This is a genomic window from Aerococcus sp. 150760013-2, assembly GCF_053627715.1.
The window spans coordinates 1-24,757 of sequence record NZ_JBSEYI010000010.1; the positions used below are offsets into that span (position 1 = coordinate 1).

The 24,757-nt window shown below is 40.3% G+C and carries 22 protein-coding genes, 2 pseudogenes and 1 other annotated feature; of the genes and pseudogenes, 21 read left to right on the forward strand and 3 right to left on the reverse strand.

What is annotated here, in order from left to right:
- Positions 1–372 precede the first annotated feature (372 nt).
- The 4 genes from ACUW85_RS06400 to nusG all read left to right on the forward strand — a co-directional run bounded on the left by ACUW85_RS06400 (position 373) and on the right by nusG (position 2,920).
- Entirely contained in the window at positions 373–1,704 is a 1,332-nt protein-coding gene (locus ACUW85_RS06400; RefSeq protein WP_048729753.1) for a GntP family permease, read from the forward strand.
- A gap of 150 nt (positions 1,705–1,854) precedes the next feature.
- Positions 1,855–2,007 carry a 50S ribosomal protein L33 gene (rpmG, locus tag ACUW85_RS06405; RefSeq protein WP_003142586.1) on the forward strand — a complete coding sequence of 51 codons (153 nt, stop codon included), beginning with the start codon at positions 1,855–1,857 and terminating at the stop codon, positions 2,005–2,007.
- Between the two features lie 40 nt (positions 2,008–2,047).
- Positions 2,048–2,221: a preprotein translocase subunit SecE gene (gene secE, locus ACUW85_RS06410; protein ID WP_048729751.1), complete on the forward strand. Its 174-nt coding sequence runs from the start codon at positions 2,048–2,050 to the stop codon at positions 2,219–2,221.
- 144 nt (positions 2,222–2,365) lie between these two features.
- On the forward strand, positions 2,366–2,920 hold the full coding sequence (gene nusG / locus ACUW85_RS06415) for a transcription termination/antitermination protein NusG (RefSeq protein ID WP_048729749.1): 555 nt from the start codon (positions 2,366–2,368) through the stop codon (positions 2,918–2,920).
- A 133-nt stretch (positions 2,921–3,053) separates the two neighbouring features.
- Here the strand turns inward: nusG and ACUW85_RS06420 are convergent, their stop codons facing one another.
- Positions 3,054–3,467 (reverse strand): hypothetical protein, encoded by a 414-nt coding sequence (locus ACUW85_RS06420; protein WP_048729746.1) that lies wholly within the window; start codon positions 3,465–3,467, stop codon positions 3,054–3,056.
- A gap of 234 nt (positions 3,468–3,701) precedes the next feature.
- Positions 3,702–4,373, reverse strand: coding sequence for a phosphate signaling complex protein PhoU (phoU, locus tag ACUW85_RS06425; RefSeq protein WP_225968979.1), 672 nt, complete (start codon positions 4,371–4,373; stop codon positions 3,702–3,704).
- 274 nt (positions 4,374–4,647) lie between these two features.
- Here phoU and rplK point away from each other — a divergent pair, with 274 nt between their 5' ends.
- The 16 genes and pseudogenes from rplK to ACUW85_RS06505 all read left to right on the forward strand — a co-directional run bounded on the left by rplK (position 4,648) and on the right by ACUW85_RS06505 (position 19,094).
- Positions 4,648–5,073 (forward strand): 50S ribosomal protein L11, encoded by a 426-nt coding sequence (rplK, locus tag ACUW85_RS06430; RefSeq protein WP_182023499.1) that lies wholly within the window; start codon positions 4,648–4,650, stop codon positions 5,071–5,073.
- Between the two features lie 99 nt (positions 5,074–5,172).
- A complete protein-coding gene (rplA, locus tag ACUW85_RS06435) occupies positions 5,173–5,862 on the forward strand; it encodes a 50S ribosomal protein L1 (RefSeq protein WP_016897302.1) in 690 nt (229 codons plus the stop codon).
- A gap of 54 nt (positions 5,863–5,916) precedes the next feature.
- Positions 5,917–6,054, forward strand: a sequence feature (ribosomal protein L10 leader region).
- A 33-nt stretch (positions 6,055–6,087) separates the two neighbouring features.
- Positions 6,088–6,591 (forward strand): 50S ribosomal protein L10, encoded by a 504-nt coding sequence (rplJ, locus tag ACUW85_RS06440; RefSeq protein WP_048729742.1) that lies wholly within the window; start codon positions 6,088–6,090, stop codon positions 6,589–6,591.
- A 56-nt stretch (positions 6,592–6,647) separates the two neighbouring features.
- Positions 6,648–7,016: a 50S ribosomal protein L7/L12 gene (gene rplL, locus ACUW85_RS06445; RefSeq protein WP_016897304.1), complete on the forward strand. Its 369-nt coding sequence runs from the start codon at positions 6,648–6,650 to the stop codon at positions 7,014–7,016.
- 467 nt (positions 7,017–7,483) lie between these two features.
- On the forward strand, positions 7,484–7,717 hold the full coding sequence (locus ACUW85_RS06450; protein WP_205713452.1) for a hypothetical protein: 234 nt from the start codon (positions 7,484–7,486) through the stop codon (positions 7,715–7,717).
- A gap of 25 nt (positions 7,718–7,742) precedes the next feature.
- Entirely contained in the window at positions 7,743–8,585 is an 843-nt protein-coding gene (locus tag ACUW85_RS06455; protein ID WP_149358257.1) for an amidohydrolase family protein, read from the forward strand.
- Between the two features lie 85 nt (positions 8,586–8,670).
- The gene (locus tag ACUW85_RS06460) at positions 8,671–9,342 is read left to right on the forward strand and encodes an amino acid ABC transporter permease (RefSeq protein WP_149358258.1); all 672 of its coding nucleotides are present in this window, start codon (positions 8,671–8,673) and stop codon (positions 9,340–9,342) included.
- A gap of 11 nt (positions 9,343–9,353) precedes the next feature.
- Positions 9,354–10,187, forward strand: a complete 834-nt coding sequence (locus ACUW85_RS06465) for a transporter substrate-binding domain-containing protein (protein ID WP_182023498.1) — start codon at positions 9,354–9,356, stop codon at positions 10,185–10,187.
- Between the two features lie 253 nt (positions 10,188–10,440).
- Positions 10,441–11,376: a metal ABC transporter solute-binding protein, Zn/Mn family gene (locus ACUW85_RS06470; RefSeq protein ID WP_048729732.1), complete on the forward strand. Its 936-nt coding sequence runs from the start codon at positions 10,441–10,443 to the stop codon at positions 11,374–11,376.
- A gap of 53 nt (positions 11,377–11,429) precedes the next feature.
- Positions 11,430–12,167 carry a metal ABC transporter ATP-binding protein gene (locus ACUW85_RS06475; protein ID WP_149256094.1) on the forward strand — a complete coding sequence of 246 codons (738 nt, stop codon included), beginning with the start codon at positions 11,430–11,432 and terminating at the stop codon, positions 12,165–12,167.
- Entirely contained in the window at positions 12,151–13,065 is a 915-nt protein-coding gene (locus ACUW85_RS06480; RefSeq protein WP_182023496.1) for a metal ABC transporter permease, read from the forward strand. The genes ACUW85_RS06475 and ACUW85_RS06480 overlap by 17 nt, the downstream gene beginning before the upstream one ends.
- A complete protein-coding gene (locus ACUW85_RS06485) occupies positions 13,065–13,922 on the forward strand; it encodes a metal ABC transporter permease (RefSeq protein ID WP_048729724.1) in 858 nt (285 codons plus the stop codon). Before ACUW85_RS06480 ends, ACUW85_RS06485 begins: the two co-directional genes overlap by 1 nt.
- A gap of 207 nt (positions 13,923–14,129) precedes the next feature.
- The gene (locus ACUW85_RS06490) at positions 14,130–14,747 is read left to right on the forward strand and encodes a class I SAM-dependent methyltransferase (protein ID WP_149358261.1); all 618 of its coding nucleotides are present in this window, start codon (positions 14,130–14,132) and stop codon (positions 14,745–14,747) included.
- 290 nt (positions 14,748–15,037) lie between these two features.
- A complete protein-coding gene (locus ACUW85_RS06495; protein ID WP_069285982.1) occupies positions 15,038–16,282 on the forward strand; it encodes a quaternary amine ABC transporter ATP-binding protein in 1,245 nt (414 codons plus the stop codon).
- A 7-nt stretch (positions 16,283–16,289) separates the two neighbouring features.
- Positions 16,290–18,060, forward strand: a pseudogene (locus ACUW85_RS06500) (ABC transporter permease/substrate binding protein).
- A gap of 164 nt (positions 18,061–18,224) precedes the next feature.
- Positions 18,225–19,094 (forward strand): glycine betaine ABC transporter substrate-binding protein, encoded by an 870-nt coding sequence (locus ACUW85_RS06505; RefSeq protein ID WP_149256098.1) that lies wholly within the window; start codon positions 18,225–18,227, stop codon positions 19,092–19,094.
- Between the two features lie 245 nt (positions 19,095–19,339).
- Here the strand turns inward: ACUW85_RS06505 and ACUW85_RS06510 are convergent, their stop codons facing one another.
- The gene (locus tag ACUW85_RS06510; RefSeq protein WP_149256099.1) at positions 19,340–20,704 is read right to left on the reverse strand and encodes an FAD-dependent oxidoreductase; all 1,365 of its coding nucleotides are present in this window, start codon (positions 20,702–20,704) and stop codon (positions 19,340–19,342) included.
- Positions 20,705–21,184: 480 nt separating this feature from the next.
- Between ACUW85_RS06510 and rpoB the strand changes: the two are divergent.
- Positions 21,185–24,650, forward strand: a pseudogene (gene rpoB, locus ACUW85_RS06515) (DNA-directed RNA polymerase subunit beta); the annotation flags it as partial.
- Between the last annotated feature and the right edge of the window lie 107 nt (positions 24,651–24,757).

A 24,757-nucleotide genomic window follows, 5' to 3' on the forward strand; every position in this document is an offset into this window, starting at 1 on the left:
GTAACGTGGTATTGATAAACTTATTCATACGGGGAATCTCCTATCTTATCATGGTTGTCGTTAACTTTATGATAATGGAGATTCCTCTTTTTTTGTAAAAAAAATATAGAACCAATGACTTTTTTTGAAGTCATCAGTCCTATATATTGTAGAGCCAATTAGGCCATGCACGGGTTGAAACTGTGCATGGTTTTTTCTTTGTTCATTTATGGATTAACTTTTATGGGGTAGCTTACATTTGCATAGTGAAAAAGTGAGCAAAGTAGTTTATGATATTTTTGGAAGTTGGTGAGTTTTTGAGAGTTTTGCCAGTTTTTCATTTATATGGGCGGTTTGCGCGAACGCTTGTAAATACATTTTAGGAGATTGTGTATGGAAATCTTGGGTATTATTGGTGTGTTTATCGGTATTTTACTGATTATTTGGTTTTCTGTTAAAGGGTTGCATATTATTATTGCGGCACCTTTATCTGCTTTGGTTGTAATTCTCGCTAACCAGATGGATATTTTTGGGTCTTTGGTTGGTCAAGAGAATTCGTTTATGACAGCTTTGGCTGGTTTCTTGATTAATAACTTTGCGATTTTCTTATTGGGTGCTATTTTGGCACAATATATGGAAAAGAGTAATGCGACATTGTCTATTGCCAACTTCATCTTGAGTAAGGTGGGGATGGGGTCTAAATATATGATTATGGTAGCGATTATGGCTATTGCAGCATTGTTAACTTATGGTGGGATTTCTTTATTTGTGGTTATGTTTGCGGTAGTACCGTTAGCCAAGCGAATCTTTAAACAAATGGATATCAACTGGGAATTATTCCCTATTCCTTTATTTTTAGGTGCTGGGACCTTTACTATGTCTAGTTTGCCAGGAAATCCTTCGGTTCAAAATGCGATTCCAACTACAGCTTTGGGGACATCGTTAACGGCGGCACCTATTCTAGGGTTAATCGGGTCTGCAGTTCTTTTAGCTTTTGGCTTGCTGTATATGAAATGGTGCTTGGACCGGTCTGTGAAGAACGGCGAACATTTTGATACCTATTTAGAAGGTAAGGTGGATCTTAAAGGGGTAGCCGGTGATGTGGATGAATCGAAATTGCCATCTATTTGGATTTCATTGGCGCCGATTGTTACCTTGATTGCTATTATCTTGATTTTTTCTAGTGTGGCAAACATTATTTTAGTGGCTTTAGCTGCAGCGATTATCTTATCAGCTATTCTATACCACAGCTACATTCCATCTCAGAATATGACCTTGAATGCGGGGGCGACAGGGGCAATTATGCCAGCCTTCTCAACTTCATCTTCTGTAGCCTTTGGTTCAGTATTAACCTTGGCACCTGGTTTTGCGGTCATCCAACAAGCGATTACCTCTATTCCCGGTAGTCCAGTGATTGGATTGGCTGCATCGTCTGCCTTACTAAGTGGGATTACCGGTTCTGCTTCTGGGGCGATTGGGATTGTGATGAATACTCTAGCGCCAGATTATATTGCTATGGGGATTAATCCAGAGCTGGTCCACCGAATTACAGTGATTGCGGCGGCAACATTAACGGCGATGCCACACTCTGGGGTCGTGATTACCTTTAATAATCTGACTGGATTATCCATTAAACATGGCTTTATACACCAGTTCATTATTACAAACGTGGCGCACTTGTTGGCTTTGATTGCGGTACTTATCGCTTCAGCCTTTTTATATTAATAAAATAAATTTTTGAGGGAGTTGCCTTATGATAGTGCAACTCCTTTTGCTGTTTGTGGTATAATTAGGGGTGCAGGAAAAATAAATTGACATTGACCATCGGAGTAAGTACCATGTACAATGAATCAGAAATCAAGGAGATTGTGAATTATGGCAACGAAAAAAGTATCACTTGCTTGTTCAGTATGTGGCTCAAGAAATTACACGACAAATAGTAATGCCAATAACCGTACTGAGCGTTTAGAAGTGAAGAAATTCTGTAGACACTGTAATCAACATACAATACATAAGGAAACCAAATAGTCGGTATTGACTAATAGATGGTAGAGGGCGAGGGAAGTAGATGCAATTTTTAAAAGATGTATGGCATGAAATGCGATTGACTACATGGCCAAGTGGTGGCGAGTTGGTGCGCTACACTGGTATCGTATTATCAACTATTATCATGGTTGGCATTTTCCTAGGGATTATTGATACCTTAGCACAATGGGCTTTTGCATGGTTTATTAACTTATAATTGTAACTTGTTATGGCGCGCGCATGGGCGGTGTGTTATAATTGGCACGAATAAAGCGAAGAGAAAACCTTTCATGTGGGGAAGGTTTTTTAATTTGCCTAAAAGTTGATCAGTTATGAATGTATTGAAAGAAGGAGCATATCGATGGTAGAAGAAATCGAAATTGGTAAAGAATGGTATGTAATCCATACATACGCTGGATATGAAAACAAAGTCAAACAAAACTTGGAAATGCGTATTACTTCGATGGATATGGAAGATTACATTTACCGTGTAATCGTGCCTGAAGAAGAGCATGTAGAGAAAACGAAGTCAGGTAAAGAAAAGATTGTTAAAATTAAAAACTTTCCAGGTTATGTATTAGTTGAAATGATCATGTCTGATGAAGCATGGTTCGTTGTTCGTAATACACCGGGTGTTACAGGGTTCTTAGGTTCTCACGGTCAAGGTTCAAAACCAACACCATTGTTACCTGATGAAGTACGTAATATCTTATCAAGTCTTGGTGAAGGTGGCCGTAACCGTAATATCTCATTCGATATCGGTGAAGTGGTTAAGGTTATCGATGGTGCCTTTGATGGTATGGAAGGTCGCGTTCAAGAGATTGATGCAGAACATGGCAAGTTGAAACTGACTGTTGAAATGTTTGGACGTGAAACATTAGCAGAAGTAGACTATGACCAAGTAGACAAATTCTAATTTGCGATATTTTACAAATCATAGTTGAGGTAAAATAAACCATAGTTAAATGAAAAAATAGCGGGTAAGGATTCTTAAACAAAATCCTTACCCGCTATTTTTCTCTATTGATCAATATTCATTTTCTAATGGTTTATTTTTCATACTTCCAGCGGTAAAGATACATGTATTTTAAAATATCGTACAATATATAGCCGGAAATTACCGAATGCATAAAGGGGAATGTGTATAGTGAATGAAAACTACCATTAAAACGTAAAACGTTAGCATGGACGAACCATACAATGAACGTACTTGAAATAACGGAGAATACTGCGAACTTTTTTAATTGCACATTATCTTTGGTGTTCTCTTTCTTTAAAACAAAAAAATATTTTGTTATCGCTAAACTAACACAAAATAAACATAATGCAGAGAGTAGCCAGTTGCCAGTCATAATGATGAGTGCATTAGGGTGAATGACGTTAGCAAAAAGTATCATAATGGCCAATAGACCAAGGGCAAATTTTGCTTCATTTTTAACTTCTGTTTGATTGATTTTAGACAATTAATCCCTCCATTATCTACTTTCTAAATTGTTACTTCGCTTAAGTGTGAATAAATATTACTTAATTCAGTTAATGTAAGTGGTTAAATGTTTAATCCGCAACATCAAATGCTTCTATTGTTAAGCTCATTATAACAGGTTTATTGGTAGAAGAGGCGAATGGCAAACAGAAGATGCACAAAAAAATCAGTTGCTTTTATGGGCAACTGATTTTTTAATCTATTAAATATATTACTAATCATTTAATTTAACAATATCTGCATCTTCTGTATAAATAACGCGTTCGCATAGGTTTGTTGCATAATCACCGATACGTTCGATATCATGTAAAATGGCATTAATCGCTGAACCAGTTTGGACAGTTTCCGGTTGATTCTTCATAATCACTAAAATTTGATCGACAAGTTCTCTAAAAGCACTGTCTACTTCGTCATCCATAGCAGCGATTTCTTTAGCGCGTTCAACGTTATGTTGGCTAAAGGCATCGATTGCTTGTCCGAGCATGTTTTTCGCTAACTCACCTACGGCAAAAACATCATCCATAACTGGATCAAATGGTGCTAAGTTTTCAACACGTAAAATACCTTTCGCTACGGATACTGCGTGGTCGGCTACGCGCTCTAGGTCAGAACTTGAAGCAAATACTGACAGAATCATACGAAGGTCAGTACCGATTGGTTGTTGACGAGCGATTATACGCATTACATAATATTCGATTTCTTTTTCTAGCTTGTTAATCTCAGCATCGCTTTCAATGACAATTTGTGCGCCATTGTGGTCATTGGTTTTTAATGCTTGGAAAGATCGTTCTAACATAGCCGCTGTACCAAATCCAAGTTTTGCGTGCATACCCTCCAAAGTCTTTAGTTGGTCATCGTAAAATTTTCTTACTGGACGTTCCATCATTATCACTCCTTTGCAATGTACTTTTCCCTTATCAAGGATACAGTTTACCATATTTTGTCGGTCTTGTCATCTAGTAAGTATTGTTAAATAGGTAATGTAACCCTTTACAAATCGTTTGCATCATTTACTTATAAAGTATAGCATATTTTTTAAAAAACTCTTGCAATAACTAAAGATGTATGGTTAAATAGGTTATTGTGTGTAGACACATGTAGTGGGAGGAGGAATCTCAACTCCATTAAACCACAACGCGAAAAACAAGGAGGAATGTTTCGTGGCTAAAAAAGTACAACAAATCGTAAAATTACAAATTGAAGCTGGTAAAGCAAGTCCAGCTCCTCCAGTAGGTCCTGCATTAGGTCAAGCTGGTGTGAACATCATGGGATTCACTAAAGAATTCAACGCGCGTACACAAGATCAAATGGGTATGATTATCCCTGTAGTGATTACTGTATTCGAAGATCGTTCATTTACATTCGTTACTAAAACACCACCAGCTGCAGTATTATTGAAAAAAGCTGCTGGCGTTGCTAAAGGTTCTGGCGAACCTAACAAAAATAAAGTCGCTACCGTAACTCGCGACCAAGTTCGTGAAATTGCAGAAACAAAAATGGAAGACTTGAACGCTGCAGATGTAGAAGCTGCTATGCGTATGGTTGAAGGTACTGCACGTTCAATGGGCTTTGTAGTAGAAGGCTAATTGTCATACTGTAATACATGAAACCCGTACGCCACAAATCAATTACGATTTGTGAGTGGGAGGATTATCCGCTAAAACCACATAGGAGGAATATATATAATGGCTAAACAAACTAAAAACCAAAAAGCTGTTTTCGAAAAAATCGAAAAAAATAAAAAATATGCTTTATCTGAAGCAATTGAATTGTTAAAAGAAGTAGACTACGCTAAATTTGATGGATCAGTTGAAGTTGCATACCGTTTAGGTATCGACACTAAGAAAAATGACCAACAAATCCGTGGTGCTATGGTATTACCTAACGGTACTGGTAAAGACCAAACTGTATTGGTTTTTGCTAAAGGTGAAAAAGCGCAAGAAGCTAAAGACGCTGGTGCTGACTACGTTGGTGATGACGAGTTCATCCAAAAAATCCAAGGTGGCTGGTTCGACTTCGACGTGATCGTTGCGACTCCAGACATGATGGGTCAAATTGGTCGTTTAGGTCGTGTATTAGGTCCTAAAGGCTTAATGCCAAACCCTAAAACTGGTACTGTAACGCAAGATGTTACTAAAGCAGTTCAAGACATCAAAGCTGGTCAAGTTGCTTACCGTGCTGATAGCGCTGGTAACTTACACTTACCTGTTGGTAAAGTATCATTTACTGCAGATGCATTAGCTGAAAACGTAAAAGCTGTTCAAGAAATGGTATTACGTGTGAAACCTGCATCTTCTAAAGGTACATACATCAAAAACTTAGCAATTACATCTACTATGGGTCCTGGTATCCAAGTTGATGTTTCATCAATCTAAGATCTATTTAAATTAATACTTGACCCACTTATACTATTCTGTTAGTATAAGTGAGGTTATTTATATAGCTTACCGAAGACAGTTGGCGGCTTTGCCTTAATTTTGCCAACCGAGGGAGATACGTTGTTCACTACTAGATGGTGAACTTTATCCTCTATGTCTTCAGTGACATAGAGTTTTTTTATTTAAAAAAACTCTAATAAAATCAGTGGAGGTGAAATATAAGTGAGTGAACAAGCAATTGCTAAAAAACAACAAGAAGTAAATGAAGTCGTTGAGAAAATGAACGCTGCAAATTCTTTAGTTGTGGTTGACTACTTAGGATTAACAGTAGCAGAAGTGACTGAATTACGTAAACAATTACGTGAAGCGGGCGTTGAGTTTAAAGTTATCAAAAACACAATCATGCGTCGTGCTTTAGATTCTCAAGACTTAGAATACCATGAAGAAGTTTTCCAAGGCCCTACAGCTGTAGCGTTTGGTATGGAAGACGCAGTTGCCCCAGCTAAGATTCTTTCTGATTTTGCTAAAAAAGCAGAAGCGTTAGAACTTAAAGGTGGTATCTTAGAAGGTGAAGTGCTTTCTAAAGAAGAAATTCAACAAATTGCGAAATTGCCAAACCGCGAAGGTCTACTTTCAATGCTATTATCAGTATTGCAAGCTCCTGTCCGCAACGTGGCATACGCTGTCAAAGCTGTTGCAGATGCAAAAGGCGAAGACGCAGCGTAATTTATTACCAATTTAATCATACAAAACAAACTATTTAAAAACGGAGGAATTTTATAATGGCTTTAAACATTGAACAAATCATTGCTGATTTAAAAGAATCAACAATTTTAGAATTAGCTGACTTAGTATCAGCAATCGAAGAAGAATTCGGCGTATCTGCTGCTGCTCCTGTAGCTGCTGCTGGTGCAGGTGCTGGTGAAGCTGCTGAAGAAAAAACTGAATTTGACGTAGAATTAACTTCTGCTGGTTCAGCTAAAATTAAAGTAATCAAAGCTGTACGTGAAGCTACTGGTTTAGGCTTGAAAGAAGCTAAAGCATTAGTAGACGGCGCTCCAGCGATCGTTAAAGAAGCATTACCTGCTGAAGAAGCAGAAGCTTTAAAAGCTGCTATCGAAGAAGCTGGCGGTACTGCAGAAGTAAAATAATCTTTAACAGATTATCTTATTATGTATATGAGGGGAGTTCGGAATTATCCGAGCTTCTTTTTTTTTATCATTTTTATTAGACCACATCCGTTTTTGATTTTCGGGTGTGGTCTTTTTCTGTTTTAGGCCTTTGTTTAAGGAATTTTCAGGTACAAAGCTTGCTTTTTATTGTGACCGGTAAAATCTCTTTTGTATCAATGGTGTTCGGACGAATAGATATATCTTACAAGAATCGTTTATTTAGTGGGATTTTATCCCAAAGACTTGTGTAAATAGGCTAATTGGCTAGTGTATGCAGTGAGCAAGTGAATTGACCGGAAAGGTTGATATTGGTAGCCTAAAGCGAAGTGTAATGGCCTAATGAGGTCATTTAATGCGTGGGTTATGTCAAATAAACTTTTTTATCATATCCTAGGAGGCTCGGATAATGTCCTATTTATTCAACGGGACATTGCTGATGCAGCGTCTTGGCCGGGGGAGATGATCTAGTAGAAGCCGTTTTTGAACCGGTTAATATTTTAGTTAATAATGCTGGTATCAATCATTCTGATAGTATTGAAGACTTTCCGTTTGACGCCTATGAGTGTGTGATTGCGGCCAAGGAGAAAGTGTCTAATTTAGTCTTATTACTTGCTTCTGATGAACTTTCTTATATGACCGGATCAGAAAAACGGATTGATGGCGGTTTAACCGCTTGTTAGTTGAAATGAAAATTGGAGGATATATATGATTATTGATTTTAAGATGAAAGCCCCTATTCCAAGTTGGGAACCTTTATTTAATGCTGGGAAGACTAGCGTTATAGAGCTTTTCCCCTATCTGAAGAATGAACAACCAACAAAAGCGGTTACTTTTGAGGATGTTATCCAGGAAATGGACGACCGTGATGTGCGCTATAGTGTGATTCTTGGTCGGGATAATGAAGCTGGGTCAAGCAATGAAGAATTGTATCAATTCTTGCAGTCGCCAGAAGCTGAACGTTTTCGTGGTTTTATTGGTTTGGAAAATATGACGATAAATGAAGCGGTTGAAACCATTCACCGGTATGGTGCCACAGGTGCTTTCAGTGGGGTCACTGTGAATCCAGCGAAAATTTTACCGCTAACCAATATTGATGATCCCACGTTAGACCCTATTTTTGAAGCTTGTTTGGCATATGATTTACCTTTCTGTATTACCATGAGTTTATTGATTAGTTTGCTGAGTGATAAACCCGATTACGATTATATTCACCCTAAACGTTTAATTCCTATTGCCAAGAAGTATCCAGATTTAAAATTGATTGTGTCGCATGCGGCTTGGCCTTTTGTGGATGAGATGATCGCGGTAGCGATTCATTTTCCAAATATATTCTTGGTCCCAGATTTCTATAGTGGTTTCCCAAATGCTAAGGCTTATTTTGAAGCGGCTAATTCGGGACTTGAAGACCAGGTGATTTTTGGATCATGTTATCCAAATGTGGATTATGATTATGCTTTAGGTTTTTATCAGAAACACCTGGCAGATTCTGATATTGCAGGCAAGGTCTTCTATGCCAATGCTGCTAAACTGTTGGGGATAAGTGAATAAACTAATGGTAGCTGTTTTGACAGGATGATTTAAAAGGGCTTCAAGCTTGCATTTAAAATAAAAGGATGTAATAGAAGGGATATTTATGTATTTCGATTTTCAGTACATGTTAGAGGTTATACCAAACCTATTAGTTTATATACCAACCACCTTGTATATCACGGTGATCTCGATGGTGGTTGCGATCATTATCGGTGGGCTTTTCGCCATTATACTATTTAATAAGGTGCCGGTCTTATCACAGCTGGTGCAAGTCTTGTCTTCCTTTTTTAGAGGAACACCGGCTATTGTGCAGTTATTACTAGTTTATTTTGGATTACCACAAATTATACCGGCTTTAACTAGCATGACAGCAACGCAGGCGTCGATTCTGGCCTTATCATTGAATACCGCTGCGTATTTAGCGGAAGTATTCAGGGCTGCCTTGGCATCTGTAGATGCTGGTCAGGTGGAAGCCGCCATGTCTGTTGGTATGAATTACCGCCAGACTTTAAAGGGGATTATTCTGCCTCAAGCCCTACGAAACGCCTTACCGGGTACGGGGAACACCTTCGTTTCGCTGATGAAAAACTCCTCGCTGGCCTTCACCATTGGGGTAGTGGAAATTGTGGCTCAAGGAAAAATCTTAGCAGCTGCATCTCTTCGATTCTTTGAAGTATACTTCGCCATTGCTTTGATTTATTGGGGGCTAACAATTCTCTATACTTGGATTCAAGAGTGGTTCGAAGACTATATCAATAAACCGTATATTAGATAGTGGGTGAGAGAATGAAATTAAAATTAAAGCCGATAAAGGCTATAGTGGCGGCCCTGATACTCTTGGGGCTTGTTTTTTATGGTGTGTATATGCAGGCCTCGACGAATCAAAGCGATGAAGAAGCATCTGGCGACCGTGTTATTACCATCGGTGGTACGCCGACTTCTTACCCCATGCTCTATATGGAAGGGGCTGAGGTGAAGGGGTCCTACGTTGATTTTGCCAATGCGATCGGCGAAAAGGTGGGCTATGAGATCGATTGGGAGCTTGGCGAGTGGTCAGGTATTTTGGCGTCACTACAAGCTGGGCGGATTGATTCGGCAGCCAACTTTGCTGTGACACCTGAGCGGAAAGAGATGTATGATTTTACTGATACCGTTCTTTATTCTGGTGTTGGTATTGGTGTTGCAGAAGGGAATACCGATATTGAGACTTTTGATGATCTGAAGGGCAAGACAGTCAATTCCATTGTTGGGACCAACTATGGCAAGGTTGTCGAAGATATGGATACTGATAATGAAATCATGATTGAACCCTTGGAAGACATCAATGTGGCCTTTAATAATGTCTACCAAGGCAAAACGGACGCCGTTGTCTTTGGTTACGAAACTTTGAGCGCTTTAAACAAGGACCGCGATGCCAATATCGTCATTTTAGATGAGGTATTCGGGGTCAATGAAGTGGCCTTTCCTTTCGCTAAGACAGCGGAAAATGAAGAGTTGATTGCGGATTGGAACCAAGCCATCGAAGAGTTACGCGCGGACGGGACCTTAGCCGAGATTTCAGAGAAGTGGTACGGTATGGACGTGACGACGTCGCCAGAAGCATCTGCAGATGTTGAATAATATATGAAAAAAATTTGAATTTACAAGACCACATCCGGTTTTAGGATGTGGTCTTTTTGCCTGCTTGAATAAGTTTGCCTGCTTGTCTAGATGGACTAGCTTGGCAAGGGGGCGTCATCTTTCAAAAAAATCCTAGTGAATTAGACTAGACTCTTATATGTTTTTAGGTTAAACTAAAAATATAATTAACAAAAGCTAAGGTTGCACCTCGTGGTTACCCCTTAAATATAGAAAATAGGAGTGAAGTATTCAAATGAAGAAGATTTGGAAATTATTGAGTGTAATAGTTGTGGCCCTAGCCTTGGGTGCATGCGCGAGCGACGGGGAGTCAGCTAGTGACGGTGGCGATGCCGCGGATAAAAAACCGGTTGTCACAGTATCCACTTCTTTTCTACGGGATATGGTAGAACAATTGGCGGGAGACCAAGTAACGGTTGAAACGATTATTCCAGCGGGCGAGGACCCTCATGGCTACTTAGCACGTCCTAGAGACTTAAAGAAAATCCAAGGGGCAGACTTGGTTTTATACCATGGTTTACACTTAGAGGCGCAAATGGTTGAAGCCTTGGAAGTGACAGGTGTGGCGGTGACGAAAGATTTCACTGACGAAGATTTAACGATGGTTGACCAAGACGGGGAAAGCGAAGTAGACCCGCATTTCTGGTTTGATATCACCCTTTACCAAAAAGCGGTGGCTACAGTAGCAGCTGAATTGGTGACTTTAACTGGTGACGAGTCGATTAACGATACGGCGACAGCTTACAAGGAAGAGTTGACTGAATTGGATACCTGGGCGCAAGCAGCAATCGACTCAATTCCTGAAGGTCAACGTTACTTGATTACACCACATGATGCCTTCAACTACTTCTCACAACGTTACGGGATTGAAGTAGTGGCACCACAAGGGATTTCAACACAAGCTGAAGCTTCTAACGCAGATATTTCAACTATTGCAAGCTTTATTGTAGAAAACGAAGTGCCAGCAATCTTTGCGGAATCAACAACTGACCCAGCGCGTATGCAACGTATCCAAGAGGCTGTAAATGCTGATGGTGGCGAAGTGACAGTTGTTTCTGGTGAAGGGCAGGAATTGTTCTCAGATTCACTTGCGAGTGAAGGACAAGAGGGCGATACCTATATAAATATGTTTAAACACAATGTGAACCTAATTGTGTCAAATCTTAAATAGATAAGGTTTAGTAAGATAAATTTTGATGATGTAATGAGAGGATGATAGACAAGATGCCAGCAATAATTAAAGTGGAAGACTTGGCCATGTCTTATGACGACCAACTCGTATTAGAGGATATAAATATTGGCATTAAGGTAAATTCGAAGACGGCGATTATCGGGCCGAATGGTGCCGGCAAGTCGACTTTGTTGAATTGTATGCTTGATTTTTTGAAGCCCTTGAAAGGTGATGTGACCTTCTACGGTAAGGCATACAAGGACTATTACAAGAAAATCGCTTATGTACCCCAATCATCTTCGGTGAATTGGGACTTCCCAACAACGGTTTTAGATGTTGTTTTAATGGGACGGTATGTACATCAAGGCTTTTTCAAAAAGGTCAGCCAAGCGGACAAGGGCCGGGCGCTTGATGCCTTAGCAAGTGTCAATATGACTGACTACGCTGAGCGGCAAATCGCTCAGCTTTCTGGTGGGCAACGGCAACGGGTTTTCTTAGCTCGGGCCATCTGCCAGGATGCGGACATTTACTTCTTGGATGAACCAATGAAGGGAATCGATATTAAGACGGAGAAACTTTTCGCAGAGATTATTAACCAATTTCAACGCGACGGAAAGACCATTATTATCGTTCACCACGATTTGGCCACAGTCCGTGAGTACTTTGACCATGTCATCTTATTGAATAAGACAGTCATTGGCCAAGGTCCAGTTGCAGAAACCTTCAATGAAGCCAATATCGCGACGGCATATGATCAAAGGATTGGTGAAATCTATGGCCATATTAACTGATTTCTCTTTTCAAATCGTCTTGCTTGGGACAGTCGTCCTAGCTATGGCATCAGGTGTCGTCGGGACAGTCACAGTGCTTAGAGGACAAAGTCTGATTGGAGACGCGATTGGTCACGCCACCTTTGCGGGTATCGTTATCGCCTTTATGCTTTTCCAATCAAAGAATACCCTGATTTTAACCCTGGGTGCTTTGGTCGCGGGTATGGTGGCCTTCTACTTTATCGAGTTGATCCATAAGCATTCCTTGGTCAGCCTTAATTCGGCCTTGGCTTTAGTCTTGTCTTCTTTCTTTGGATTGGGGATGGCCTTGAAGTCATATATCCAAGGCAATCCACAGTTTGGTGACGCATCACAAGCAGGCCTCCAACACTATATTTTCGGGCAGGCAGCCTTTTTGCTGAAATCAGATGTCTGGTTAATCATCATCGCTTCAGTGATCGCCTTAACGATATTCATTGTTTGCTACCAACAAATCAAGATTTTTGTCTTCGACCCGAATTACGCGAAAGCAGTCGGAATCCAGGCCAACGTCTTGAACTGGGTCATTCTCCTGATGGCTATCGTCATGATCGTTGTCGGGCTAAAGGCAGTCGGCGCCATCCTTATCTCCAACATGTTGATTACGCCAGCGATTACCGGCCTACAATGGTCAAAACGATTCCCAGTCGTCTTGCTGGTGGCTGCTGTATCGGGCGGGATCTCAGCTGGTATCGGCACCTACTTGTCATCAACTTTCTCAAACTTGCCGACCGGACCAACCATTATCGTGGTCATGTCGATCGTCTCGCTATTGTCCATTATTTTTGGGCCAAGAGGTTATGTGGTCGCTTATTTACGGAAGAAACGGTACTTAGCGACCCATCAAGATGACACGTTTGAGACAGAGGAGGTGGCATAATGGGGGCTTTATCAGTTGTAATGATTACGGCCGTTTCCTGCGCCTTGCTCGGGGTATTTTTAGTTTTGAAGAACATGGCCATGGTGGCTGACGCCTTGTCGCATACAGTTTTACTAGGGATTGTCCTTGGTTACTTTATTGCCGGCGACCTAGATTCACCGATCCTATTTGTGGGGGCAGCCCTATTTGGTGTGATGACTGTCTATGCCATTGAATACGTGGTCAACAAATTTGCCATTCAAAGTGATGCGGCCACTGGCTTGGTCTTTACCTTGCTTTTTGCTCTTGCCATCATCCTGATTTCAAAATACGCGCGAAATGTTCACTTAGATGTGGATGTGGTCTTGAGCGGTGAAGTGGTCTTTGCGACCTTAAATACTATGGAAATCTTTGGTATCCAGGTGCCGATTTCCTTCGGCCGAATGTTTGTCATGTTGGTGATTAATCTGGCCTTTGTCGCAGTGACCTACCAACAACTCAAAGTCAGCATTTTTGATCCCGTTTACGCGAAATCAATCGGTGTAGCGGTTGGGTTCTTGAATCTGGTCTTGATGACACTTGTATCCATCACCACCGTTGTTGCCTTTGATACCGTCGGCGCGATCCTAGTGATCTCCCTAATGGTAGCGCCAGCCTTGAGTGCCCATTTACTGTCAAAACGGTTATCCATCATGTTGTTAGTAGCCTTATTGTATGGGGTAATCAACAGTGTCCTTGGGTACTATGTAGCCATCTACTTTAACGTGTCCATTTCAGGAACCATCGCCTTCGCAGGTTTTGTAACCTTCTTATTGACACTCTTGTTTGCACCAAATGGTTTAATTGGCAAGCGGTTCAAGCGGGCTAAGGAAGCCTAGATTTTGATTTAAGGAAAGTGAACGTATGTAAGTCAGCGTCTTATTCAGGCTACAAGGTCTGAGTGGGGCGCTTTTTCTTTTTGACAAAAGTATCAAGCAGATTTTACCTACTTGCGCCTAGTCCACACAAACTATAAAATGGGAGAGATGATAATGTGCATTTACAAAAACAATGAAAATAGTAATGATATAGAATGGAGGGTGTTCATGAAAGAGAGTCATCAGTACTTCGAAAACAATGAAGATCTTGGACACGACTTTAAACAATACGAGACCGTGATTTTCGACCGGTCATTTACCTTCAAGACCGACTCAGGCGTCTTTTCTAGGGATAATTTAGATTTTGGGACCCGGGTCATGCTTGAAGCCTTGGACCTTGACCAACTTGCACCAGGCGACCTGCTTGATTTGGGCGCTGGCTACGGGCCTGTAGGGGTCATTATGGGGTCTATGTTGCCTGACCGTGCCATTTACGGGGTAGACATCTCTGAGCGGGCAATTGGTCTGGCTAAGGACAACGCGACAGCTAACCATGTTGACAACGTCACTTTTCAAGTGTCAAATGCCTATGAAGCCATTGCCAAAAGAGATTTCGGTGTCATTCTGACGAATCCACCAGTCCGTGCGGGTAAGGAAATGGTGCATCATTTTATGAGTGAAGCTATTCACTATCTAAAACCAGGTGGTGAAATTTACGTGGTCCTACAAAAGAAACAAGGAGCCCCTTCAGCTATGAAGAAATTAGAAGAAGTCTTTGGTAACGTTGAAGAAATCGAACGCCGTAAAGGCTATTGGATTTTAAAAAGTGTAAAAGAAAGTGAATAGACCATCATGGCGGGCATTGCATCCTTTGGGTGTAGTGCTTTTTTATTTGTTCATGAAAGTTTCCAAATAGAACAATGCTTGTACTTTTAGAAGTTTGTGAAATTAAGCCCTTTCATTTTTAGTCTAAAGGGCTGTAGAAAGTTAACATAAAAAATGTTCTTTTTGTGAAAACTTGTCAAATCAACCTTTTTAAGGGTCCTTTTTTGAAAATTTTCGGTGAACATGTTACGGTAATATGGTGAGTTTACGTTGCGTTTTGTAACAAAGTGTCAAAATAAAGGAGGATTATGATGACTACAGCAGTAAAAATTGAGAATTTAACCAAAATTTATGGATCACGCGCTCAAACTGAGAAAGCGAAAAAACTATTAAATGAAGGAAAGTCTAAAGAAGAAATCGTTCAACAAACAGGTGCCACAGTCGGGGTCGACAACGCCAGTTTAGATATCAAGCAAGGTGAAACATTCGTAATTATGGGATTATCTGGTTCAGGTAAATCAACTATGTTACGTATGATCAACCGTTTAATCGAACCAACAGCGGGTAACATCACAATTTTAGGTGATGACGTCACAGGTGCTAGTAAAGATGAATTACGTGAAATCAGACGTAAAAAAGTGAGTATGGTATTCCAAAGCTTCGCCTTATTCCCACACAAAACAATTCTTGAAAATACAGAATTTGGTTTGGAGATTCAAGGTGTCAGCAAAGAAGAACGTCAAAAAGCTGCTGAAAAAGCACTAGAAAACTCTGGTCTATTAACTTTTAAAGACCAATATCCAAACCAATTATCTGGTGGTATGCAACAACGTGTTGGTTTAGCACGGGCCTTAGCAAATGACCCAGAAATCCTATTAATGGATGAAGCCTTCTCAGCGCTTGACCCATTAATCCGTCGTGACATGCAAGATGAGTTAGTTGATTTACAAGAACGTGTAAACAAAACAATCGTCTTCATTACCCATGACCTGGATGAAGCTTTAAGAATCGGTGACCGTATCGCCTTAATGAAAGACGGAGAAGTCGTTCAAGTAGGTACTGGTGAAGAAATCTTAACGAATCCAGCTAACGATTACGTTGAACGGTTTGTTGAAAGTGTTGACCGTTCTAAAGTCCTTACTGCAGAACATGCTATGGAACGTCCAAACTTCTTATTAAATGTTGAGAAGCATGGTGCCAGAATGGCCCTACACCGTATGGAAGAAGAAAACTACAGCTTCCTAATGGTGACAAATAACAAACGTGAATTATTAGGTTACGTTCGTGACACTGATGTTGTCAAAATAATTAAAGGCAATCAAAATAAACAATACTTATCTGTTGAATCTATTATTCGTACAGATCACCCAACAGTTCATCCAGAAACATCTATTAATGATATTTATGATGTGATGGGTAATGCATTTATGCCAATTTCAGTAGTAGATGAGGAAAACCACTTATTAGGAATGGTAAGCTCTAAGATGGTTATCAATAGTCTAGCAAATGACAATGGTGATAATGAAGTTGAAGAGGAGGAAGAATTGAATGTTTAATTTAGCTATGTATCCAATTCCAAAATTGCCAGTGGCGGATTGGGTTGAAGCAGCAACAAACTGGTTAACCGTAACTCTATCAGGACTTTTTGGTGCCATTCAAAATGGCGGTTCAGCCTTTATGAACGGTATTACGAACTTACTATTATTAATCCCCCCATTTGCCTTTATACTAATCGTGGCCGTGATTGCTTACTTTGTGAATAAGAAGCAACTGTCATTATCTGCCTTTGCTTTGGTCGGTTTAGGCTATATCTTAAACCAAGGTTTATGGTCAGAATTAATGAACACAGTAACATTGGTACTTGTATCAAGTCTTGTTTCGGTTATTATTGGTGTTCCTCTAGGTATTTGGTCCGCAAAAAATAAAACTGTTCACAACATCCTAAAACCTATCTTGGACTTCATGCAAACAATGCCTGCCTTTGTATACTTGATTCCAGCCGTTGCTTTCTTCGGTATTGGTATCGTACCAGGAACATTTGCATCAGTTATTTTTGCATTACCACCAACAGTACGATTTACTGAGTTAGGTATCAAACAAATTTCTACTGAATTAGTAGAAGCAGCAGACGCCTTTGGTTCAACTGGTAAACAAAAACTATTCAAAGTAGAATTACCTTTAGCTAAATCGACAATTATGGCTGGTGTAAACCAAACAGTTATGCTTGCCTTGTCTATGGTTGTTACAGCTTCAATGATTGGTGCACCAGGTCTAGGTCGCCAAGTACTAACAGCTCTACAACGTGCCTCAGTAGGTTCAGGGTTTGTGTCAGGTCTAGCGATTGTTATCTTAGCAATCTTGATTGACCGCTTAACAAATCGTTTCACAGCTGATAAAAATAGCTAAGTCAACGAAGGGAGAATTTATTTTGAAGAAAAAACTTAAAGGAATCTGGATTGCAGTCATTGCAGTCTTGGGACTAATTCTTACTTTCGGAAGTGCGGGTGCCTACAGTTCAAATGCTTTTAACCTTCTTTCTGTTGGAAGCAGTGGAAGTAAAGGGAACATCAACCTATCTTACGTAACATGGGATACTGAAATTGCTTCTACAAATGTTATCGCAGAAGTTTTACGTCAAGCTGGCTATACAGTAGAAACTACGCCACTAGATAATGCTATTATGTGGTCATCAGTTGCGTCAGCTGAAGCGGATGCGATGGTTGGTGCTTGGTTACCTAACACACATGCACCGCAATACGAACAATATGGTGATCAGATGGAAGACTTGGGTCCTAACTTAGAGGGCGCGATTACAGGTTTAACCGTACCAACTTATATGGAAGATGTGAACTCAATCGAGGACTTAAGTGACCAAGCGAACCAAACAATTACAGGTATTGAACCTGGTGCTGGTGTTGTAGCGGCTGCAGAAAATGCAGTAGATACATACAGCAACCTAAGTGATTGGACAGTTCAAACATCATCTTCAGGTGCCATGACGACTGAACTAGGGACATCTATTGCGAATGAAGAAGAAATCGTTATTACTGGTTGGTCACCACACTGGATGTTCCAAGAGTATGACTTGAAATATCTAGAAGATACTGAAGGTATCTTCGGAGACGGTGAAACAATCAATACAATGGTTCGCCCAGGATTACAAGATGACATGCCAGAAGCTTATCAAATCTTAGACAACTTCTTCTGGGAAGTTGAGGATATGGAATCTGTAATGGCTGAAATCAATGACGGTGCTGATCCTCAAACTGCAGCACAAGCATGGATTGAAGAAAATCAAGAAACAGTCAATCAATGGTTAGCTATTGAAGAATAATTGAATAAAAGCTTGACAATGCTGTTCGTGATAATTAATGAACAGTAACGTCTCAACGAGCTTATAACAGGAGTGAGGCAATACTAGCCGCTCCTGTTTTTTTTTATAAAAAGTAAGTAGTCGAACATTTGTAACTAAGGAAGATTATTTTCGGGAGTGTAAAAATGTTTAAGAAAATGAGTTTATTAGTAGCAACAGTTATAGGGTTATTATTTACCTTTGGCAGTGAAGATTCGTATAAAACGACTGTAGGTTCTGATTCTGGTGGCCAAACAGTGACTCTAGCAACTGTTAATTGGGAGTCTGAAATAGCTTCAACAAATGTCCTGGCACAGGTGCTAAAAGAAGCAGGATTCAACGTACAAATTACAACAGTAGACCCGGCCATCATGTTTAGTTCAGTTGCTGAAGGGCAGTCGGATGCTATGGTCGGCGGTTGGGTGCCTACAACGCACCAGGCCTATGCAGAGAAATATGGTGACTCGATGGTTGATTTAGGGGCTAACCTAGAAGGTGCTATTTCAGCATTAACTGTTCCAGCATATATGGAAGATATCAATTCGATTACCGACCTCACGGATGAAAATGACTCGACTGTTACAGGAATTGAACCAGGGGCAGGTGTTACCAACAGTGCCCAAAATGCTGTCAAGGAGTATGACAATCTATCCGATTGGGAGGTTTCTGTGAGTTCAACAGGTGCAATGATTGCTGAATTAGAGCAAGCTATCAATGATGAAGAGGATATAGTTGTGATTGGTTGGAAGCCACATTGGATGTTCATGGATTATGATCTTAAGATGCTTGACGATCCAGAAAATGTCTTTGGTGGCTACGAGGAAATTCATTCATATGCAAGAGAAGGGCTAAAGGAAGATAATCCAGAAGCCTATAAGATTATTGATAACTTCTACTGGGAAGTTGAAGATATGTCTTCTGTTATGGAAGAATTAGCGACAGATGTGGAACCAGAAGAAGCAGCAGATAATTGGATTGAAGCCAATCGTGAAACAGTGGATGGTTGGTTAGAGTAAAAATTAGAGGTGTGACAAAAGTCGCTAAGACTCGGCGCGCTGGAGCAAAAGCCGAACAAGTACTGCTAAGTAATTGGCGTATTTTGGGAAGTGTTGGAAGAGTTTGACCTTTGGAACCGGATATCGTGAGCTACATAATAGAAGAAAAAGACAGGCGAGTAGATTAAATGAGAGTCTACCGCCTGTCTTTTATTTGTTATAAAGGATGTTATATATCTGTGGTAAAAAAGTGGTTTTCGTTTGGATTAGAAAATCATTGTGTCTGCGCCGTATGGTTGACCTTGAGCTTCTTGCGCTAAGACATTTAAGAAGTTCCAAGGACGGCTGAATTCTGGTTGGAAGAAGAAATCAGCTTGCGCTAATTGGTCTACAGTCCATTCAGCTTCAATCGCAACAGATACAGCATTAATAGCTTGAAGAATGTCATAAGTTGACATTAATTGAGCACCTAATATACGCCCGTTATCTGCATCGTAATGAAGCTTCATTAAAACTTTTTCTTCGTCGTGCATAAATGAAGGACGGATTAAGTCTTCTTTGTAAACAGATTTCACATTTCCTTGGTAAGAGTTTGCGTTAGCATCCTTGATACCAGTAGTAGCGAATTTGTAGTCAAATACAGCAAGACCTGATGTACCGTTTACGCGACCAATTTTAGCGTCTGCATCACCACTTGCGTGACGAGCCATGATGACACCTTGGCGACGAGCGTTAGTTGCTAAAGCAATGTAAGCTTTGTCGTTTGTAGGTGCAAAAGGAATAGCAGTTGCATCACCTGCAGCGTAAACATCTTTAACTGAAGTTTCCATGTGTTCGTTGACTTCAACAAAGCCGCGACCATCAAGGGTTAAAGTGTCTTTCAACCATTGTGTGTTTGGACGAACCCCAACACTGATAATAACTGTATCTGCTTCGTAAGTGCCTTTGTCAGTGACAACAGCAGTTACTTCGTTGTTTTCGTTGACTTTAAATTCTTTCACACCTTCGCCAGTTTTAATCTTCATACCTTTTTCTTCCATATGTTTTGTTAGAAGACTAGTGAATTCACTGTCAAGGTAAGTTGGTAAGATTGAATCAACAAAGTCGACAACTGTTACATCGATGCCAGCTTGTGCGTAAGCAATTGCTGCTTCGATACCGATGTAACCAGCACCAACGACTACAGCTTTTTTAGCTGAAGACATACGATTTTTCACTTTATCTGCCCAGTTTCTACCACGTAAGTAGAAGATGTTTTCGTGTTGGTCATCTACATTCGGGATTTTACCTGGTACACCACCTGGAGAAAGCAATAGTTTGTCGTAACTTTCTGTAGCTTCCACACCGTCAGTAGTGCGTGTTGTAATTTCTTTTGTGTCTGGGTTGATGGCAATAACGCTTGTGTTCATGCGGATGTCAACGCCTTGTTCTTTGTATGATGCTTCATTTGCATAGTGTAATTCATCTAAAGATTTTGCAATGTCTTCTAGATAGGACTGAATACCACATGATAAGAAAGAAGCGGTTGATCCAGCTTCAAATACAACGATTTCTGCATCTGAGTCTTTTTTCAATAGAGTTTGCACAGCTTCAAAACCAGCATGTGAAGTTCCTACTATAACGTATTTCATTCGTATTACCTCCAAAGGTCAATATTTATCGTAAATAGAATTTATTTACCCATCTAATTATACACCTCTTTGTGAAAGATAGTGAGAATTGTCATATATAACAATTTTTCCTTATTCTAAGCACAAATGTCTATCATGGTGTGAAAAAATACAATTTATCAACTAAGCAAAATCTTAAGAATTAAATCGCGCTTGTATCTCTAGGCAATTTGATCTGTTTAATTTTTCAAACGGCAATACTCGTTGACATGGCACAGAAAATGGTGTATTATAAACTCTGTATATTATTAATTGGATTGGAACGTTCCGAAATATTGTCCGGACGCGTTTCTAGGCGAAAACAAAAGGTAATGACAGGAAAGTCAAATAATCTTTTGTTATTTTTTTGTCCTTTTTTAGGGTAAAAAGGCCTTAATGGGCAATTTCTTAGCAAATTCTCATTAAATTCTAACAGTTTAAATTTCGGAGAGGTGGCTTTTAATGACTGGGCATAATGTCAATTTCGGTAAACATCGCGTGCGCCGCAGTTACTCACGTATTAATGAAGTGCTAGAATTGCCAAATTTGATTGAAATCCAAACGGACTCATACAAATGGTTCTTGGATCAAGGGATGAAAGAAATGTTTGAGGACATTTCTCCTATTGAAGATCATGCTGGTAAATTAGCCTTAGAATTTGTTGATTATTCATTTAAAGAAGCTAAATACAACTTAGCAGAAGCGCGTGCACATGACACAAACTACTCAGCGCCAATTTATGTTAAATTGCGCTTGATGAATAAAGAAACTGGTGAAATCAAGGATCAAGAAGTATTCTTCGGTGATTTCCCACTAATGACTGACGGTGGTACGTTTATCATCAACGGTGCGGAACGTGTAATCGTTTCTCAATTAGTGCGTTCTCCAGGTGTCTACTTCCACGACAAATTAGATAAAAATGGTCGCCAATCATTTGGTACCACTGTAATCCCTAACCGTGGTGCATGGTTAGAAATGGAAACAGATGCGAAAAACATCTCTTACGTACGTATTGACCGTACACGTAAAGTGCCGATGTCAGTGTTGATGCGTGCATTAGGTTTCTCTTCTGATGACCAAATTCGTGAAATCTTCGGAGAAAGCGAAACATTAGAATTAACTTTAGAAAAAGATGTCCACAAAGACTTATCTGATTCTCGTACAGAAGAAGCCTTAAAAGAAATTTACGAACGTCTACGTCCGGGCGAACCAAAGACTGCAGACTCATCTCGTAACTTATTAACTGCTCGTTTCTTTGACCCACGTCGCTATGACTTAGCAGCTGTTGGTCGTTACAAAGTAAACAAAAAATTAGATATCAAAAACCGCTTATTCAACCAAATATTGGCTGAAACTTTGGTTGACCCAGAAACTGGTGAAATCTTAGCGGATAAAGGTACTGAATTAAACCGTGAAGTTATGGACAAATTAGAGCCATATTTTGAAAATGGTTTAAACGTGACAACATTGTATCCAAATGACGATGCTGTCCTAACAGAACCTGTTGATTTACAAATCGTTAAAATTCAAGCACCTAAAGATGCTGACCGTGTAATCAACGTTATTGGTAACGCGAGCCCAGGTAAAGAAGCTCGAGCCTTAACAATTGCTGACGTGTTAGCTTCATTAAACTACTTCTTAGGTTTATATGAAGGTATTGGTAAAACAGACGACATCGACCATTTAGGTAATCGTCGTATCCGTTCAGTTGGTGAATTATTACAAAACCAATTCCGTATCGGTTTATCTCGTATGGAACGTGTTGTACGTGAACGTATGTCTATCCAAGACATTGAAAAAGTAACGCCACAACAATTAATCAACATTCGTCCAGTCGTTGCGTCAATTAAAGAGTTCTTCGGTTCTTCTCAATTGTCTCAATTCATGGACCAAACCAACCCATTAGGTGAGTTGACGCACAAACGTCGTCTATCTGCCTTGGGACCTGGTGGTTTGACTCGTGACCGTGCCGGATACGAAGTTCGTGACGTTCACTATTCTCACTATGGTCGTATGTGTCCAATCGAAACACCTGAGGGACCAAATATCGGGTTGATCAACAACTTGGCGTCATATGCGAAAATCAATGAATTTGGTTTCATTGAAACACCTTACCGTCGTGTTGACTGGAACACACATAAAGTAACAGACCGTATCGACTACTTAACAGCTGACGAAGAAGATAATTTCGTTATCGCCCAAGGTAACTCTATCTTGAACGAAGACGGTTCATTCGCAGAAGAAGTTGTTATGGCTCGTTACGTTGAAGAAAATATCGAAGTGAAACCTGAACGTGTAGACTACATGGACGTTTCACCTAAACAGGTAGTATCTGTTGCAACAGCTTCAATTCCTTTCTTGGAAAACGATGACTCTAACCGTGCCTTGATGGGTGCCAACATGCAACGTCAAGCTGTGCCATTGTTACAACCACATGCACCACTAGTTGGTACTGGTATGGAACATAAAGCTGCAGCTGACTCAGGTGCAGCAGTCGTTGCCCAATTTGATGGTGTTGTTGAATACGTTGATGCACGTGAAATCCGTGTACGCCGTGAAGATGGTGCTTTAGATAAGTACCCATTAATCAAATACCACCGTTCAAATGCCTCAGCATCTTACAACCAAACACCTAACGTGACTATTGGCGAATCTGTTACAGCTGGCGAAATCCTAGCTAACGGACCTTCAATGGAAAAAGGGGAAATGGCTTTAGGTCAAAACCCATTAATCGCCTTCATGACTTGGGACGGTTATAACTATGAGGATGCGGTTATCATGTCTGAACGCTTAGTGAAAGACGATGTCTACACTTCTATTCATATTGATGAATTAGAATCTGAAGCGCGTGACACTAAATTAGGACCTGAAGAAATCACACGTGAAATTCCTAACGTTGGTGAAGATTCATTACGTAACCTTGACGAACGCGGAATCATCCGTATCGGTGCTGAAGTTAAAGATGGTGACATCTTAGTTGGTAAAGTAACGCCTAAAGGTGTAACTGAATTATCAGCAGAAGAGCACTTATTACACGCTATCTTCGGTGAAAAAGCACGTGAAGTTCGTGATACATCATTACGCGTACCACATGGTGGCGGCGGTATCGTTAACGACGTGAAAGTATTCTATCGTGAAAACGGCGACGAATTATCACCAGGTGTTTCTATGTTAGTCCGTGTTTATATTATCCAAAAACGTAAGATCCAAGTTGGGGATAAAATGGCCGGACGTCATGGTAACAAAGGGGTTGTGTCTCGTATCTTACCTCAAGAAGACATGCCTTACATGCCTGACGGAACACCAGTTGATATCATGTTGAACCCTCTAGGGGTACCTTCTCGTATGAACATCGGACAAGTATTAGAGTTGCATTTAGGTATGGCTGCACGCGAAATGGGCATCCACATTGCAACACCAGTATTTGACGGCGCCAACGAAGAAGACGTATGGGAAACAATCAAAGAAGCAGGTATGGCAAGCGACGCTAAAACTGTTCTTTACGATGGTCGTACAGGTGAACCATTCGACAACCGCGTTTCTGTAGGGGTAATGTACTACTTGAAATTGTCTCACATGGTCGACGACAAATTACATGCGCGTTCAACAGGCCCTTACTCACTTGTTACACAACAACCTTTGGGTGGTAAAGCACAATTTGGTGGACAACGTTTCGGTGAGATGGAGGTTTGGGCACTAGAAGCATACGGTGCGGCATACACATTACAAGAAATCTTGACTTACAAGTCAGATGACGTTGTAGGACGTGTACAAACATACGAAGCTATTGTAAAAGGTGAACCAATTCCAAAACCAGGTGTACCTGAATCATTCCGTGTATTAGTTAAAGAGTTGCAATCGTTAGGTCTAGACATTGAAGTATTAGACTCTGACAAGAAAGCAGTAGATTTACGTGACATGGATGAAGTAACACCGGGCTTCCCTAAAAAAGATCAAGAAAACAAAGAAAATGCAGTTGATGCAGATGCAACTGTTGAATCACAAGCAAGTGAAATCACTGCACAAAAACAAGTA

What these genes read in the sequence shown, in the direction of transcription:
- ACUW85_RS06400 (WP_048729753.1), top strand. Translation starts at nt 373, where the DNA reads ATGGAAATCTTGGGTATTATTGGTGTGTTTATCGGTATTTTACTGATT.
- rpmG (WP_003142586.1), top strand. Translation starts at nt 1,855, where the DNA reads ATGGCAACGAAAAAAGTATCACTTGCTTGTTCAGTATGTGGCTCAAGA.
- secE (WP_048729751.1), top strand. Translation starts at nt 2,048, where the DNA reads ATGCAATTTTTAAAAGATGTATGGCATGAAATGCGATTGACTACATGG.
- nusG (WP_048729749.1), top strand. Translation starts at nt 2,366, where the DNA reads ATGGTAGAAGAAATCGAAATTGGTAAAGAATGGTATGTAATCCATACA.
- phoU (WP_225968979.1), bottom strand. Translation starts at nt 4,373, where the DNA reads ATGATGGAACGTCCAGTAAGAAAATTTTACGATGACCAACTAAAGACT.
- rplA (WP_016897302.1), top strand. Translation starts at nt 5,173, where the DNA reads ATGGCTAAACAAACTAAAAACCAAAAAGCTGTTTTCGAAAAAATCGAA.
- rplL (WP_016897304.1), top strand. Translation starts at nt 6,648, where the DNA reads ATGGCTTTAAACATTGAACAAATCATTGCTGATTTAAAAGAATCAACA.
- ACUW85_RS06455 (WP_149358257.1), top strand. Translation starts at nt 7,743, where the DNA reads ATGATTATTGATTTTAAGATGAAAGCCCCTATTCCAAGTTGGGAACCT.
- ACUW85_RS06460 (WP_149358258.1), top strand. Translation starts at nt 8,671, where the DNA reads ATGTATTTCGATTTTCAGTACATGTTAGAGGTTATACCAAACCTATTA.
- ACUW85_RS06465 (WP_182023498.1), top strand. Translation starts at nt 9,354, where the DNA reads ATGAAATTAAAATTAAAGCCGATAAAGGCTATAGTGGCGGCCCTGATA.
- ACUW85_RS06470 (WP_048729732.1), top strand. Translation starts at nt 10,441, where the DNA reads ATGAAGAAGATTTGGAAATTATTGAGTGTAATAGTTGTGGCCCTAGCC.
- ACUW85_RS06475 (WP_149256094.1), top strand. Translation starts at nt 11,430, where the DNA reads ATGCCAGCAATAATTAAAGTGGAAGACTTGGCCATGTCTTATGACGAC.
- ACUW85_RS06480 (WP_182023496.1), top strand. Translation starts at nt 12,151, where the DNA reads ATGGCCATATTAACTGATTTCTCTTTTCAAATCGTCTTGCTTGGGACA.
- ACUW85_RS06485 (WP_048729724.1), top strand. Translation starts at nt 13,065, where the DNA reads ATGGGGGCTTTATCAGTTGTAATGATTACGGCCGTTTCCTGCGCCTTG.
- ACUW85_RS06490 (WP_149358261.1), top strand. Translation starts at nt 14,130, where the DNA reads ATGAAAGAGAGTCATCAGTACTTCGAAAACAATGAAGATCTTGGACAC.
- ACUW85_RS06495 (WP_069285982.1), top strand. Translation starts at nt 15,038, where the DNA reads ATGACTACAGCAGTAAAAATTGAGAATTTAACCAAAATTTATGGATCA.
- ACUW85_RS06505 (WP_149256098.1), top strand. Translation starts at nt 18,225, where the DNA reads ATGTTTAAGAAAATGAGTTTATTAGTAGCAACAGTTATAGGGTTATTA.
- ACUW85_RS06510 (WP_149256099.1), bottom strand. Translation starts at nt 20,704, where the DNA reads ATGAAATACGTTATAGTAGGAACTTCACATGCTGGTTTTGAAGCTGTG.